The organism is Rickettsiella endosymbiont of Xylota segnis, assembly GCF_964019545.1.
Lineage (GTDB): Bacteria > Pseudomonadota > Gammaproteobacteria > Diplorickettsiales > Diplorickettsiaceae > Aquirickettsiella.
The window spans coordinates 1477962-1493243 of record NZ_OZ026451.1 but is presented as its reverse complement, the minus strand read 5'-3'; the positions used below and the strand labels follow the sequence as shown (position 1 = coordinate 1493243).

Annotated in this window: 12 protein-coding genes; 7 read left to right on the top strand and 5 right to left on the bottom strand. The window is 35.2% G+C overall.

Annotated elements, in window-relative coordinates:
* The first annotated feature begins 103 nt into the window (after positions 1-103).
* Together AACL18_RS06720 and AACL18_RS06715 are read left to right on the top strand one after the other, a co-directional pair.
* Positions 104-1363, top strand: a complete 1260-nt coding sequence (locus tag AACL18_RS06720) for a 6-phosphofructokinase (RefSeq protein ID WP_339050155.1) — start codon at positions 104-106, stop codon at positions 1361-1363.
* A 142-nt stretch (positions 1364-1505) separates the two neighbouring features.
* Positions 1506-2168, top strand: coding sequence for a S24 family peptidase (locus AACL18_RS06715; RefSeq protein ID WP_339050153.1), 663 nt, complete (start codon positions 1506-1508; stop codon positions 2166-2168).
* A 106-nt stretch (positions 2169-2274) separates the two neighbouring features.
* Here the strand turns inward: AACL18_RS06715 and AACL18_RS06710 are convergent, their stop codons facing one another.
* Positions 2275-2991 (bottom strand): 4'-phosphopantetheinyl transferase family protein, encoded by a 717-nt coding sequence (locus tag AACL18_RS06710; RefSeq protein ID WP_339050152.1) that lies wholly within the window; start codon positions 2989-2991, stop codon positions 2275-2277.
* A 428-nt stretch (positions 2992-3419) separates the two neighbouring features.
* Here AACL18_RS06710 and AACL18_RS06705 point away from each other — a divergent pair, with 428 nt between their 5' ends.
* The 4 genes from AACL18_RS06705 (at position 3420) to AACL18_RS06690 (ending at position 8345) form a co-directional block, all read left to right on the top strand.
* Positions 3420-5114, top strand: a complete 1695-nt coding sequence (locus tag AACL18_RS06705; RefSeq protein WP_339050151.1) for a GspE/PulE family protein — start codon at positions 3420-3422, stop codon at positions 5112-5114.
* A gap of 7 nt (positions 5115-5121) precedes the next feature.
* A complete protein-coding gene (locus AACL18_RS06700) occupies positions 5122-6324 on the top strand; it encodes a type II secretion system F family protein (protein ID WP_339050149.1) in 1203 nt (400 codons plus the stop codon).
* A complete protein-coding gene (locus AACL18_RS06695) occupies positions 6325-7155 on the top strand; it encodes an A24 family peptidase (RefSeq protein ID WP_339050148.1) in 831 nt (276 codons plus the stop codon). It begins immediately after the preceding gene.
* A gap of 197 nt (positions 7156-7352) precedes the next feature.
* Entirely contained in the window at positions 7353-8345 is a 993-nt protein-coding gene (locus AACL18_RS06690) for an NAD(P)H-dependent glycerol-3-phosphate dehydrogenase (protein WP_339050147.1), read from the top strand.
* Between the two features lie 14 nt (positions 8346-8359).
* Here the strand turns inward: AACL18_RS06690 and AACL18_RS06685 are convergent, their stop codons facing one another.
* Entirely contained in the window at positions 8360-10291 is a 1932-nt protein-coding gene (locus AACL18_RS06685; protein ID WP_339050146.1) for an aconitate hydratase, read from the bottom strand.
* A gap of 68 nt (positions 10292-10359) precedes the next feature.
* Here AACL18_RS06685 and AACL18_RS06680 point away from each other — a divergent pair, with 68 nt between their 5' ends.
* Positions 10360-10878, top strand: coding sequence for a disulfide bond formation protein B (locus tag AACL18_RS06680; RefSeq protein WP_339050145.1), 519 nt, complete (start codon positions 10360-10362; stop codon positions 10876-10878).
* Positions 10879-11184: 306 nt separating this feature from the next.
* Here the strand turns inward: AACL18_RS06680 and AACL18_RS06675 are convergent, their stop codons facing one another.
* The 3 genes from AACL18_RS06675 to gyrB are packed head-to-tail and all read right to left on the bottom strand — an operon-like array spanning position 11185 to position 15172.
* Positions 11185-11769 (bottom strand): YggT family protein, encoded by a 585-nt coding sequence (locus tag AACL18_RS06675; protein WP_339050143.1) that lies wholly within the window; start codon positions 11767-11769, stop codon positions 11185-11187.
* Positions 11770-11774: 5 nt separating this feature from the next.
* On the bottom strand, positions 11775-12701 hold the full coding sequence (locus AACL18_RS06670; protein ID WP_339050142.1) for an LD-carboxypeptidase: 927 nt from the start codon (positions 12699-12701) through the stop codon (positions 11775-11777).
* Between the two features lie 56 nt (positions 12702-12757).
* Positions 12758-15172, bottom strand: coding sequence for a DNA topoisomerase (ATP-hydrolyzing) subunit B (gene gyrB, locus AACL18_RS06665; RefSeq protein WP_339051639.1), 2415 nt, complete (start codon positions 15170-15172; stop codon positions 12758-12760).
* Positions 15173-15282: the final 110 nt, after the last annotated feature.

The window sequence follows — 15282 nt, the reverse complement described above, 5'->3', positions numbered from 1 at the left end:
TTTGCCTGTGTGCTGCGCAACTCACAATCCTCTTCACGACATTTGCCAAAAATTCAATTACTGTGAGTGTATTCAACTTTAAGTTACCTGGAGAATAAGCAGGATGTCAAAGAAAAATGTGTTTTATGCGCAATCAGGCGGCGTAACGGCAGTTATTAATGCCACAGCGTGTGGTCTAATCGAAACCGCTAGACAATATAAAAATAAAATTGGGAAGGTTTATGCTGGTTGTAATGGCATTATAGGTGCTTTAACAGAGGATTTAATTGATACCAGCAAAGAAAGCAATAAAACAATTGCCGGGTTACGTTATACGCCCGGAGGAGCCTTTGGCTCTTGTCGATATAAATTAAAAAGCCTAGAGGACAATCGTGCGGAATATGAACGTTTATTAGAAGTTTTTAAGGCGCACGACATTGGTTATTTTTTTTATAATGGGGGCGGGGATTCACAGGATACTGCCCATAAAATTTATTTGCTTAGCCAAAAGCTAAATTACCCGTTAACTTGCATAGGTATTCCCAAAACTGTTGATAATGATCTGCCTATCACCGATAACTGTCCTGGTTTTGGTTCAGTTGCAAAATATGTGGCTATTTCTACATTAGAAGCCAGTTTAGATGTTGCTTCGATGTATGCAACTTCAACTAAAGTATTCATTATGGAAGTCATGGGTCGACATACGGGTTGGATAGCAGCAGCAAGTGGTTTGGCTATGCAAAAAAAAGGAGATGCACCGCATATTATTTTATTTCCTGAAATAATTTTTAACGAAGCTCCATTTTTAAAGGAAGTGGATAAAACAGTAAAAAAATGGGGTTATTGCGTTATCGTTGTGGCAGAAGGCATTAGAGGATCTACGCAAAAATTTTTAGCTGAAGCGGGTACCACCGATGCTTTTGGTCATAAGCAGTTAGGTGGCGCGGCTCCAGTTATCGCACAATTAATTAAAACAAAATTAGGCTATAAATATCACTGGGCATTACCCGACTATTTGCAACGTTCTGCACGGCATATCGCTGCTGAAGTGGATGTCAAACAAGCCTATGCTTTAGGTAAAGCGGCGGTTGAATTTGCTATCAAAGGAAAAAATGCAGTCATGCCTACTATCGTTAGAGCAAGCGGAAAGCGCTATCGATGGTCCATAGGTGAGACAACATTAGCTACTGTTGCCAATAAAGAGAAAAAATTACCCAGATCCTATATCACTAAAGATGGTTTTCATATTACTCAGCGTTGTCGTGATTATCTGCTGCCATTAATTCAGGGGGAAGATTATCCTCCGTATCAAAAAGGTTTACCAAATTATATACAGTTGAAAAAGGTAAAAGTTAAGAAAAAGCTAGGGGATTTCGTTGTTTAATTAAAATAATTATGCTACCACTTATCTAAAAAGGTAATATGTATTACCATGCATATTACTTTTTTTGACATTTATAGGACTTTAAACAAAGTATAAGTTTACTGTATGGGTCATAACACTAAAACTTTAATAAAGCTATGGCATGAATATAAAAGATATTAGACGGAAAAATTTACGGAAATTAGCTCGCTCAGTAGGTGGGATCACCGATCTATCTGAGCATTTGGATCGTTCACAAAGCCAAATTAGTCATTTAATTGGCAATAGCCCGATTAAAAATATTGGTGATAGATTGGCTAACCATATAGAGAAAGTTTTTAATAAACCACATGGATGGCTAGATCATGAGCATGCAGCTGAAGAGACCGAGGGGGCTTATCAGTATGAAAATAGCCAGCCTTACTATCAAGTTCCTTTATTGACACCTCAAGAGGCGAAAGAACGTTTTCTGCATTTTATAAAGATTTCACCAAAAACCTATTCTAAGTATTTAAGCACTAATATTCCGCTTAGTTCAGATGCTTTTGCGCTTCGCGTAGAAAATGATTGCATGGAAACCGCGCAAGGTCCTAGTTTTCCTAAGAATTGTATTATTGTATTAGATACTGATTGCGTAGCACACAATGCTGCCTTTATCTTAGCTAAAATAAAGCAAGATCCTGGCAATACCTTACTTTTTAGACAGTTAGTCATCGATGGTAATCGTCGTTATCTGAAAGCACTCAATCAGCATTATCCTTTGACAGAAATGCAGCCTGACGATACGACATGTGGAGTAGTGCGTTTTATGCTGATGGAGTTTTAATAAATTAGATAATATTTTTTCGTAATAAAATTATTTAAGTTTTAATAAAAAGGGAGTGATTTTTATTTCTTCTAAGCATTGTTTATGACAATCAAAAAAGTATTTTCTATTTATTTAATTCTGACATTCTTTTAGTGTACTTTTTAATAAGAATAGGTTTTTCATTTCCTTTTACTGCAATAGCGGCTGCAAAATCAGGATAAAGAGACAAATTTGAAATTGCATAAAAAAAATTTAAGTCTTTTTGTTTGTATTTTAAAGTACTTATTTGAGGATCTAAGGAAAGTTTATATCGAGAATATGGATGCGTCTGCAAAGTATTGCCCATGGCTTTTATTAACGCTTCATTTCTTACCCAAGCATTAAAAAATACTTTTATTTTTTTTATCCCATGCAGTGATTGTAATCGATCATATTCATCTGTAACAAGAAAACGATAAGCGATTTTGTCGAGGTGCATTCTTGGATTTATATATTCAATATCTACACCCACGGGTGTGTCGATAGTAAAAGCGCAAACCAAGATATTTTTTGAATGGGAAAGATTAAACTCTAGGGATTGCTCAGAATTTATTAATAAGGGTTTACCAGAAACTGAATAGCTTAATTTCAGCTTCTGTGGAGGTTGTTGCGAATAATAGGCTAATAAATCGCGAAGTACCCCTCTTGAAATAATAAAGTTTTGTCGATAAGGAATAGCTAATTTTTCAGCACGTATTTTTTCTTCGGGAGCAAGCCAACTTTTAAAGAGCTTATCTTTTTTAGTATGATCATCAAATCTTGTATGCCAAATATGAATAATAGATTGGTTCAATACACACATAGGTATTAAATCCTATATTTTTAAGAATTAACTGAAATTTATTTAAATATACCTTAGGAGATTCGAAATGCGAAATTAAGAAGCTATATTCTGGACAATAAACTACCAAGAATGTTTGGTAAAAACTAAAAACCTTGCTGGATTTCCATACTTTCGAATATTGTAAAACTTAAAAATACGTCAATGCAATAATACAAGTTTTGCATTTAATTTATTCCTAAACATTACCTATAAGAAAATAAGCAAGTTCCTAAAAATAGAGACTATTATTGTTTTTAAATATTTCTATTCTTACCCCTAGAACTTCTACCAGCAAGGTATTCATTAACGGGTGATATCCATCTAAACATTAAAAATAAAATGTGTCAATACATTTTATTTTTAATTTGCGTTATACTGATGAAACAGAATATAGGGATATAATAAAAATGAAAAAACTTGCCATCAATAATTTTCTTCAACATTTAATACACGACTGTGGATTAAAAAAAGAATTTGTTAATGAAATGATGGATTATGCTAGACAACAACAAATTTCATTTATAAGTTATTTAATTCAAACTCAAAAGATAGATTCTTCCTACTTAGCTCATCTTTTAGCAGAAGAATTTTTTCTGACATACATTGATTTAGATAGTATCGATATAACGCAAATACCAAACAGCCTGATTGATAAAAATTTACTACAAAAATATCAAATATTACCTTTAGCACAAGATAAGAAAAAATTGGTTTTAGCGTTAGTCGACCCCACTCAACAACTTGTTTTAGATGATATTCGATTTTCAACCGGTTTAATGTTGGAGTATAAGCTGGCAGACGAAAAACAAATAATAGAATTATTAAAAAAAGTAAAAGACACTTCCCTAATAAAACACGACATTACCAGTATAGTAGATTCAGCTCGGTATAAAGTAACGCAATTAAAAGGCGATCATGATCTAGATACAACGTTAAATAATTCCAGCAATGATGATTTAACTATTACAAATTATGTCCACAAACTTTTGATTGAAGCAATTACGCGTAATGCCTCTGATATTCATATAGAACCTTATCAAGATCACTTACAAATACGTTTTAGGATTGATGGATTATTATATGCAATGGTTGTTCTGCCTAGACATTTAATTTCAAGAATTAATACTCGATTAAAAATTATATCGCAACTAGATATTGCCGAGCGAAGGATTCCACAAGATGGTCGTTTTCAATTAAAAGATATTAATGGTCGAAATGTGGATTGTCGATTAAGTACCTGTCCTACTATTCATGGTGAAAAATTAGTGATTAGAATTTTGGACAGTAACAAAATGTTGTTAGACATAGATAAATTAGGTATGAATAAAATACAAAAAAAAGAATTCACCAAAGCTTTATTAAGTCCACACGGCATGATTTTAGTCACAGGACCTACCGGGAGCGGAAAAACTATCACGCTTTATACAGGATTAAGTTTTTTAAAAAAGACTACAGTGAATATTTCTACCGTCGAAAATCCCATAGAAATTATTTTATCAGGAATTAATCAGGTTAATGTAAATCCTGTTATAGGTTTAAATTTTGCTTGTGTACTAAGAGCTTTTTTGCGCCAAGATCCAGATATTATTATGGTAGGAGAAATGCGTGATCAAGAAACGGCTGAAATAGGAATTAAAGCAGCTCAAACTGGACATCTCGTTTTATCCACTTTACATACGAACAGTGCTGCTGAGAGTTTGATCCGTTTAGAAAATATGAATATTCCTACATACAATATTGCCACTTCTATACAGTTGATTATCGCACAGCGTTTAGTAAGGCGTTTATGTGAGTCTTGTAAAGTAGAAGAGAATCTACCGAAAAAGAATTTGTTAAAATTAAATTTCCCACCAGATATCAAAATATACACAGCAAAAGGATGTTCACTTTGTATGCAGGGTTATAAGGGTCGAACTGGTATTTTTGAGGTTTTAAAGCTTACAGAGGAAATAAAAAAAATAATTTTACGAAAGAATTCGGCATTCGAAATAAACCAATTGGCACAAGAACAAGGAATGCAAACTTTGTATTTATCGGCCTTAGAAAAGCTTAAACAAGGTGACATTAGTTTATTAGAAATGAAACGAGTAATAAAAGATTGAAATAATTATGTTAAGTATTATTAAAGTTTATAGTTGGAAAGGAATTACTAGCAAAAAAAAATCATGCAAAGGTAAAGACTTATTTCGAAATAAAGATCAGCTACGATTAGATTTACAACGCCAAAATATTTTTATAACTAATATTCATCCGCATTGGATTATTAGATTTGTAAAGCCTATTAAAATGCAGGATATTTTTCTGCTAAATCGCCAAATAGCGCGTTTATTGCAAGCGGGAATTCCATTGCTGCATATCTTGAAATTACTTGAAATTACAGCTAGCAATACAATATTAAAAGAATATTTACAAAAAATTATTCGAGATTTGGAAGATGGTTTTTCTTTAAGTGAAATATTGCAAGAACACAAATCATATTTTAATAAGTTTCATTGTAGCTTAATTGCATTAGGAGAAAAAACCGCTACATTAGGTTTAATGTTTGATCGCATTGCAGTATATCAAGAAAAAAACATGAAACTAAAAGCAAAAATAATTAATGCATTAGTATATCCTATGGTAGTTTTAATAGTGGCGGGCCTAGTCTTTATTGCTTTATTAATGGGAGTAGTACCTCAATTTGAACAATTTTTTTTAGACGCTGGATCACAATTACCTCTTATAACGCGAATAATTATTTATTTATCGAAACATATAGGATTTCTTAGTATCTATAGTGGATTAGCTTTATTGATGTTAGGTATTTCTTTCATTTGCTTAAAGAAAAAATACCCAATAATCAATAATAAACTAGATAGATATTTTTTGAAAATACCTATTCTCAATAAAATTCTCTCAAAAATTATAATAGCTCGAATTACGCGTGCATTAGCTACTGCTCTTGCGGCAGGTTTGCCTTTAATCGATGCTTTACAGCTTATTGCTGAGATATCTGGTAATTTTGTTTATAAATCGGCTATTTTATTAAGTTGTAAACGCATACGTGACGGAGAAGGCTTTTATCAAGCTTTTTCACAGCAAAAAATATTTCCATTAGATTTATTACAACTTATTAAAATTGGAGAAATGGCTAATTGTTTAAGTGAAATGTTAAACAATATTGCCGATCTCTACGAAGAAAAAATGAATTATTTTGCTGATAATCTATCGGTGTTATTAGAACCAGTGTTAATTATTATTTTAGGTTTGATGGTCGGTTGTTTAGTTATAGCAATGTATTTGCCGATATTTAAATTAGGAAGTGTTATTTAAATGGAATATTTTTTAATAGTTAGTGTTGCTCTTTTTTGCGCCTTGATAGGTAGTTTCCTTACTGTATTGATTTATCGTTTACCTTTAATTCTGCAGAAACAATGGAGGGAAGCTTCTCAACAATATTTAAACCGAGACAATTCGTTACAGTTAAATATTAAAACCTTTAATATATTTCTTCCTTTTTCACATTGTCCCAATTGTCGTGAATATTTAACCGCTTTACAAAGAATACCTTTGTTAAGTTATTTTTTTCTAAAACGAAAATGTGCATATTGTCAGATAAAAATTTCTTTTTGTTATCCTCTAATCGAGAGTTTAACTTTAATAACCTCATTTATAGTTATTGAGCGATTTGGAATAAGTTTACAAACTCTTCCAGCATTAATTTTGACTTGGGGCTTATTGATTTTAGCGTTTATTGATTTTGAATATAGAATATTACCGGATATCATTATTTTCCCATTGTTATGGTGTGGATTAATTTCTAGCCTAATTCATTTATTTGTCTCACCAGAAGAGGCTATTTTAGGGGCATTTTTTGCATACCTTTTTCTTTATTGTTTAGCAAAATGCTATCAAATGCTGATAAAAGTCGAAGCAATGGGAGAAGGAGATTTTAAATGCTTTGCTGTGTTAGGTGCTTGGCTAGGCGTAAAAGCTTTACCTTATATTCTATTTATAGCTGCTGTTGTAGGGTCCATCGTTGGTATAGTCTTATATCTTACGAATAAAGATAACTTTCGAAAAGGGATAGCTTTCGGTCCCTATTTGGCTTTATCCGGTTGGTTAGTCTTAATAGTTCATCCCACTTTCGATTCTATCTTTTGATTCTAAACTTGTAGCAATGGCTGCTTCAATAAATAATTTAAATTCCTATATAACTGATTGTGGATTTTTGGCATCACTTTAAACCATCTATGATTTTTAAGGTATCATCTAAAACAATATATGGTTTTAAGGTATCATCTAAAATCATATATACTAAAATTTAACCTTTTATATGAAATTCAATAATGGAAAATTCAATGTCTGAAAGAAAAGCTGAAACTCATTTACCTATCTCAATCATAGGTGCAGGAGCTTGGGGAAGTGCTCTAGCGATTCATTTAGCTCGTAAGCATCAAGAGGTGTGTTTATGGGCTTATGAGAAACAACAAGTTACTGAAATAAATACTAAAAGAACTAACGAACGCTATCTACCCGGAATCGTTTTCCCCTCTAATATCACTTGTTCAGATGATTACCAAACCGTTCTGTCAGGCACACAAGATATATTAATCGTTGTGCCTAGTGTGGCTTTTCATACAACTTTAAAAAAAATATCCCCTTTTTTACAAACTAATCAGCGCTTGCTATGGGCGAGTAAAGGTTTAGATTCTGAAAAACATCAATTACTAAATGAAGTCGTTAAAGACGTTTTAGGACATAGAGAAGCAGCAGTGCTATCAGGCCCTAGCTTTGCAAAGGAAGTCGCTATAGGGTTACCTACGGCTGTCTGCATTGCGTCGGAAAATTATAATTTTGCGCATGATCTCTTGCTAAGGTTCCAAACAAAAAATTTTCGAGTGGAAATGACGCAAGATATTATTGGTGTAGAGCTTGGTGGCGCTATAAAAAATATATTGGCTATTGCTGTCGGCGTGACCGAAGGTTTAGGTTTTGGTGCTAACGCAAAGGCGGCAGTGATTACTTCGGGATTATCAGAAATGATTGAACTGGGTATAACATTGGGTGCAAAGCAGGAAACTTTTTTGGGGTTGTCGGGTCTTGGGGATCTGGTATTAACCTGCACCGATAATCAATCTCGAAATCGTCGTTTGGGTTTAGCTGTAGGGCAAGGACGAAGCTTAGAGGAAGCTAAAAAGTTAATTGGCACCACAGAAGGCTATGAAACCGCAAAAAATATTTTCTTTTTAATAAAGAAATATGGAGTTAAAGCGCCATTTTGTGAAGGTGTCTATCGTATTTTGTATGAACAAAACTCGCCGCAAACACTTTTTCAAGACTATTTTCATTAAAAAATATCTAATGCTTATTGTTTTATCCAATTAATGAGCCCCCCGGCTAATAATACTTTTAGTTCTCGAGGACTTAAAGGATGAGTAACGGTATAATTTTTATTTTTAGTTTTATTATGAACGGTTAGTTTCTCAGAAGTTTGGATAGTTTCACGAATATTTTTGATTAATAAAACATCACCTTGGTCAATAGTGTCATAATCCGCAGGATTAGTGAAAATCAAAGGTAAAATTCCAAAATTAACTAAATTTTGTCTATGAATACGGGCAAATTGTTTAACTAGCACAGCTTGTACACCTAAATAGCGCGGCGCAATGGCAGCATGTTCACGACTGGAACCCTGGCCATAATTATCACCACCTACAATAATGGATCCCGTTTGCTGATATTCTAAAGCTCGTTTTGGATAAGACGGATCGATTTGATCAAAAACAAACTGACTAATTCCAGCAATATTGCTGCGAAAAGGAAGTACTTTAGCACCCGCAGGCAAAATTGTATCGGTAGAGATATCATCACCTACTTTAATTAAAACCGGCCCTTCAATATCATCGGCTAAAGAAGGAATGATAGGTAAAGGTTGGATGTTAGGGCCTTTAGCTAATTTTATTTCGGAAGGATTTGTAGAGGGAGGAACTAACATCGTTTCATTAATAATAATTTTTTTTGGTTCTTTAAAACGAGGATAAGTATTATTCTTTAAAGAACGAGGATCGGTAATAACACCAGTTAAAGCCGAGGCAGCAGCAATCTCCGGGCTACAGAGATAGACTTGATCTTCTTTGGTTCCAGATCGACCTGGAAAATTTCTAGGTACCGTACGCAAACTTATTTTACCGGAAGCGGGCGCTTGACCCATACCAATACATCCATTACATCCCGCTTGATGAATACGGCCGCCGGCACGAATTAATTTTTCTAAAATACCTAATTCAACCATGTTCTCTAAAATCTGGCGTGAAGTTGGATTTATATCAAATGAAACGCCGGGAGCTATTTGTTTTCCTGCGACAATTTCTGCTGCAACAGCGAAATCCCTTAGCCCAGGATTGGCTGATGAACCGATCATGGCTTGATAAATAGGTCGCCCAACAACTTCTTGGATAGGAACTACTTTTCCTGGACTAGAAGGTAATGCAATTAAAGGTTCAAGTTTGGAAAGATCAATTGCATCATGTTCATCGTAACTTGCATTATTGTCGCTAATAATTTCTTGCCAGTCAGATTCACGTTGTTGCGATTTCAGAAATTCTCGTGTTACCGCATCAGAGGGGAATACACTAGTGGTAGCTCCCAGTTCTGCGCCCATGTTGGCAATAACATGACGATCCATTGCAGATAAATGTTGCAGTCCCGGCCCATAATATTCAATAACTTTGCCAATCCCACCATCAACGTCATGACGACGTAATAATTCCAGAATGATATCTTTAGCGCTGACCCAATCCGGTAATGAATTGGTTAATTTTACACCCCAAACTTTCGGCATGGTGACATGGAAGGGATGTCCCGCAATAGCCATGGCAACTTCTAATCCACCTGCGCCGATGGCTAACATGCCCATCGATCCTGCTGCACAGGTATGACTATCTGAACCCAATAAGGTTTTTCCCGGTTTTCCAAAGCGTTCCATATGTACAGGATGACTTACGCCATTACCAGGCCCGCTATAGTAAAGACCGAATTTTTTACAAGCGCTGAGTAAAAATAAATGGTCATCTGCATTTTTGAAATCTGTTTGTAGAAGGTTATGATCAATATATTGCACTGAGACTTCAGCTTTAGTCTGATTTAGTCCCATTGCTTCACATTCCAGCATCACCATCGTACCTGTGGCATCTTGGCATAATGTTTGATCAATTTTTAAGCCAATTTCGGTGCCTGGATGCATTTCACCTTCGACTTTATGTAAGTTAATTAATTTTTGCGTTACATTTTGTGGCATACTAGAATCCCCAATTATAATGTATAGTAGTTTACAGCAAGCCTTAATCTAACGGTAGGGATCCCAATATGCATTTACCCGTTACTCGCTGGATCGATTTATTGACATTTTTTCTTTGCGTCTTGGTTTTAGCGATTGCGGTATTTTTGCAATATAAAGTCGGGATTATTCCTTGCCCGCTTTGCATCATACAACGGTTCATTATTACCTTGTTAGGGCTGTTATTTTTAATGGGTGCGTTGTTTAATTTTGAAGCAGTAACGCGCTGTTTCTTGCATACCTTAACTTTTTTATTTGCAGTAGTGGGTGCGGTGGTAGCGAGTCGCCAATTATGGTTAGAGCATTTTCCTTCAGATCAGTTAATTAGTTGCCAAGCAGCCATAGCTCAATATAGCACCTCTATCTATTTCCATAAAATTATCGAATTATTTTTTCAAGGAACAAGTAATTGCGGTAGTGGAACTTGGCGTTTTTTAAATTTAACTATCCCAGGATGGACATTAGTGATTTTTATTGTATTAGCCGCTATCTCTCTACGGCAAGTATATATAAACCGGCGCAAACATAAACGACATTTTTTATCTTGAAAGAAGCAATTTATTGCTATGTAGTTTTAGTTCAGCTGGATTTTGTTTTTTTCTGCGTTCAAGTAGATTCGCAAATTCTTCAGCCTCGCCATATATGACAATATAGTCTTCCAATCTAGTCATTAATTTTTTTAACTCATTAACCTTAGTCTTTCTGAAACAGGAGTTTGCATAAGTAAACCAAGTTTATTTAATATTTTTTTCTTATGTTCTGTATGGATTTTTGCCAGGATGAAAATAATTTTTTAAGAGGTTTAAAAGGTTATTATAAATGGAAAAAAGCTATAAACAACAAAGTCTAATTGTTTAATGACCTAAAGCCAAACTTGCGCCGATTTGTGCCAGTGGTTGTACCAAAAGAATCGTTAATAATTTTAAGCCGACGATTAGAATGAGTGGCGAAAAATCAAGTCCTGAGATACTTGGCAAGATTCCACGAATGGGTTTGATTAAAGGTTCGCTGACGCGTACTAATATTTCAACGAGTGGACCATGCGCTAGTGGACTGATCCAACTTAAAATAGTTAAAGCAATAACAGCATAAAAGAAAATATTAATTAACTGATTAAGAAGCTCGGCAAATGCAAGTACAATTAATCCGATAAAATGCGGCGTTGTATTAACTTGTAACCAGACAAGAAATGCAATTTTAAGCATTTCTAAGCCTAATAATAATATTATAGCTGCAAAATCGATGCCATGTAGGCTTGGTATCATACGACAAATAGGGCGTAGTGGCGGATTGGTTAATCTCGCTACTAATATAAATAAAGGATTGTGACTGTCCGTATTAACCCATTGTAAAACGACGCGCAAAAGTAAAATGAAAATATAGAGATCAAAAATGGATTGAATCAGGAATATACCTGCATTACTGAAGGAATTAAGCATAGAAATTAACCTGTTATTTTAATCGTGAGCTGATTTTTATTTAAGTCTAATAGTGAGGGCGTTCCAAAAGGTAAACAACGATTCTTTTTTCCATGACCAATATCAGGACAACGTAATACTTGAAAACTTTGCTTCTGGGCAAAGCGTTCTAGTACTTCTTGAATCTTTTTTTCCTCTTCAGGTTTTGCCGCAAAAGTGAAATCACCCAGTAATAGGGCTTTTACATGAATTAATATTCCCGATTGTTGTAAGTGTTCTAGCATTCTGTCGATACGATAAGCAGCTTCATTGACATCTTCTAAAAATAAAATTTTATCTTTGGTTTCAATTTGCCAATCTGTGCCTAGACTCGTTTGTACTAAGCTAAGACTGCCCCCCGTTATTGGACCTTCTATAAAATCTAAGAAATTAGTAGGTTGATGATAAGATGTTAAAGAGTATGCTAATTGATTTAATTGATTAAAAATAATCTCTTTTAACTCATTAGTATTTTCTGGCTCAATTAAATGATGGGTCACTTGATTAAGTGTAGGGCCATGTAGTGTTTGCCAATGCCATTTTTGTTGAAAAAATAAATGTAAAGCGGTGATATCGCTAAAACCAATAAACAACTTGCATTTTTCAGGCGGGGTTAATTTTAGTAAGGAAGGTATCAGACAGGTACAGCCATAGCCGCCACGTAAACACCAAATTGCATCGGAAGTAGAGTTAAATAAAGCGTCTTTTAACTGGTGAAAACGTTTTTCATCACTATTTGCACATAGCAGATCAGGCCCAAATAAATCAGAAGAAATTCTTGGTATTAATTGCCAGTTTGTTAATAAAGTTTTTACTTTCTCTAGGATAAATTTATCTGTCACACCGCTAGCAGGAGCAATAATATCAACAATTGAATTTTTTTTTAAAGCTTGCCAAGGTTTAAAGCTTTCCATTTTTTCTGGATCCTAGGTATATAATTATCAACTTTAGTTTTATTTCCAGAATAATTTTATATATCTAAATTATCAACTTCTAGGGCATTCTGTTGAATAAAATCACGACGAGGTTCAACTTGATCGCCCATTAAGGTAGTAAAGATTTGATCGGTAGCGATAGCATCTTCTACCGTGACACGTAACAAACGTCGGGTATTCGGATCCATCGTTGTTTCCCATAATTGATCAGGATTCATCTCTCCTAAACCTTTATAACGTTGTATAGCTTGCCCGCGGCGTGCCTCAGCTAATAACCATTCATACACTTCTTTAAAATTTTTCACTACCTGTTTTTTGGTATCTCGCTGTACATAAGCGCCCGATCCAACTAGTCCATGTAGTTGCTTAGTCATATCGAATAAACATTGGTATTCAAGTGTTTTAAAGAATTCATAAGAGATTTTATAGGTTGTTTCTAAACCATGTGTACTGATCGTTATTTCAGGTAAAAATACATGTCTTTCAGTATTTTCATAAATATTTACTTGATACCGAATAGCTTCATTATTTGTAGTTTGTTGCAATTGATCTTGCCAGTTTTTTGTCCATACCAGCATTTTAGAAGAGTCAATTAGTTCCTCAGAAGATAAGGGAGGAAGATCAAGAATAGCTTGCAGAGCGTCTATTGGATAACGTCGCGACAAATGTTGAATCATCATCTGTGCTTTACGATAATCCATAACTAATTTTTCTAAACCAATACCTTGAATAGAAAAGCCTTCTGTATGAGGATAAAAGGCAGCATCATGCAGTGCGGTTTGTGTGAGATAAGCTTGCAGCGCCGCATCGTCTTTTAAGTACTGTTCTTGCTTGCCTTTTTTAATTTTATATAAAGGAGGTTGAGCAATATAGATAGTGCCGCGTTGCAGCAATTCTGGCATCTGCCGATAGAAAAATGTCAGTAATAAAGTACGGATATGCGAGCCATCGACATCCGCATCGGTCATTATAATAATACGGTGATAACGTAGTTTATCTGGATTGTATTCCTCTTTACCTATGCCACAACCCAGTGCTGTGATTAATGTGCCAACTGCTTCTGAGGATAACATTTTGTCAAATCGAGCTTTTTCCACGTTTAAGATTTTACCCGTAAGTGGCAGAATAGCTTGATAACGGCGATTGCGGCCTTGTTTGGCAGAACCGCCTGCAGAATCTCCTTCGACAATAAATAATTCACAAAGAGCCGGATCGGTTTCTTGGCAATCCGCCAATTTTCCAGGTAAGTCAGCAATATCTAATGCAGTTTTGCGTCGTGTCATTTCACGCGCTTTACGCGCTGCTTCACGCGCCCGTGCTGCATCGATGATTTTCATCATGATAGCTCGTGCATCTTGTGGCGTTTCTAATAAAAATTCTTCGAGCTTTTCTGATGTTAAAGCTTCAACAATTCCTTTTACTTCGGAAGAAACCAATTTATCTTTGGTTTGCGAAGAGAATTTAGGATCAGGAACCTTAACCGATAAAACAGCAGTGAGTCCTTCACGCGTGTCATCACCAGTGGTGGTGATTTTTAGCTTTTTGCTAGTCGCTTCGCGATCGATATAAGTATTTAAGGTTCGAGTTAACGCAGCACGAAAACCAGCCAGATGGGTTCCTCCATCACGCTGGGAAATGTTATTGGTGAAACATAAAATATTTTCCTGAAAGCTATCATTCCATTGTAAAGCAACTTCAACAGTAATTTCATCGCGTTCAGCGGTAAAATAAAAAGGCTGTTTATGGATTAAAGTTTTGTTTTGGTTAAGATATTCGACAAAGGCTTTAATGCCTCCCACATATTTAAGCTGAGTTTCTTCATTGCTTCGTTCATCGATAAGATTAATCGCTACACCAGAATTTAAAAAAGATAACTCACGCAAGCGTTTTAACAAAATATCGTAATGAAATTCATTGTTATGTTGAAAAATGAGTTTGCTGGGGTAAAAACGAATTTCAGTACCTCTTTCTTGCGTTTCTCCAGTGATATGTAATGGTGCTACGGGTTCACCTAGCAGATAAGTTTGTTCATAGACCTTGTTATTACGCCGGATAGTAAGCTGTAACTTTTCAGATAAGGCGTTAACTACGGAAACACCTACACCATGCAAGCCACCTGAGACTTTATAGGAATTACTATCGAATTTTCCACCTGCATGTAAAACGGTCATGATGACTTCGGCAGCTGATCGACCTTCTTCAGTATGGATATCAACTGGAATACCACGGCCATTGTCTTTAACAGTGACTGAGTCATCGCTATGCAGTGTGATATCAATCTGAGAACAGTAGCCCGCTAAAGATTCGTCTATGGAGTTATCCACGACCTCAAAGACCATATGGTGGAGACCTGTCCCATCATCCGTATCACCGATATACATACCAGGACGTTTCCGAACAGCATCAAGACCTTTTAAGACTTTTATGTTAGAAGAGTCATACTTCGGCATACCTAGTCCACCCTGTTGGCTAGCATTGTCTTTAAGGCCTAATTCTGGCTCAAGAGAGCTTTCCGTGTTCGAAACGATAGGCTCACACTCCGTTATGGATGGGTTTTTCT

Excerpts from the sequence above, each read along its gene's own strand:
- AACL18_RS06720 (WP_339050155.1), top strand. The coding sequence starts at position 104 with ATGTCAAAGAAAAATGTGTTTTATGCGCAATCAGGCGGCGTAACGGCA.
- AACL18_RS06715 (WP_339050153.1), top strand. The coding sequence starts at position 1,506 with ATGAATATAAAAGATATTAGACGGAAAAATTTACGGAAATTAGCTCGC.
- AACL18_RS06710 (WP_339050152.1), bottom strand. The coding sequence starts at position 2,991 with ATGTGTGTATTGAACCAATCTATTATTCATATTTGGCATACAAGATTT.
- AACL18_RS06705 (WP_339050151.1), top strand. The coding sequence starts at position 3,420 with ATGAAAAAACTTGCCATCAATAATTTTCTTCAACATTTAATACACGAC.
- AACL18_RS06700 (WP_339050149.1), top strand. The coding sequence starts at position 5,122 with ATGTTAAGTATTATTAAAGTTTATAGTTGGAAAGGAATTACTAGCAAA.
- AACL18_RS06695 (WP_339050148.1), top strand. The coding sequence starts at position 6,325 with ATGGAATATTTTTTAATAGTTAGTGTTGCTCTTTTTTGCGCCTTGATA.
- AACL18_RS06690 (WP_339050147.1), top strand. The coding sequence starts at position 7,353 with ATGTCTGAAAGAAAAGCTGAAACTCATTTACCTATCTCAATCATAGGT.
- AACL18_RS06685 (WP_339050146.1), bottom strand. The coding sequence starts at position 10,291 with ATGCCACAAAATGTAACGCAAAAATTAATTAACTTACATAAAGTCGAA.
- AACL18_RS06680 (WP_339050145.1), top strand. The coding sequence starts at position 10,360 with ATGCATTTACCCGTTACTCGCTGGATCGATTTATTGACATTTTTTCTT.
- AACL18_RS06675 (WP_339050143.1), bottom strand. The coding sequence starts at position 11,769 with ATGCTTAATTCCTTCAGTAATGCAGGTATATTCCTGATTCAATCCATT.
- AACL18_RS06670 (WP_339050142.1), bottom strand. The coding sequence starts at position 12,701 with ATGGAAAGCTTTAAACCTTGGCAAGCTTTAAAAAAAAATTCAATTGTT.
- gyrB (WP_339051639.1), bottom strand. The coding sequence starts at position 15,172 with ATGCCGAAGTATGACTCTTCTAACATAAAAGTCTTAAAAGGTCTTGAT.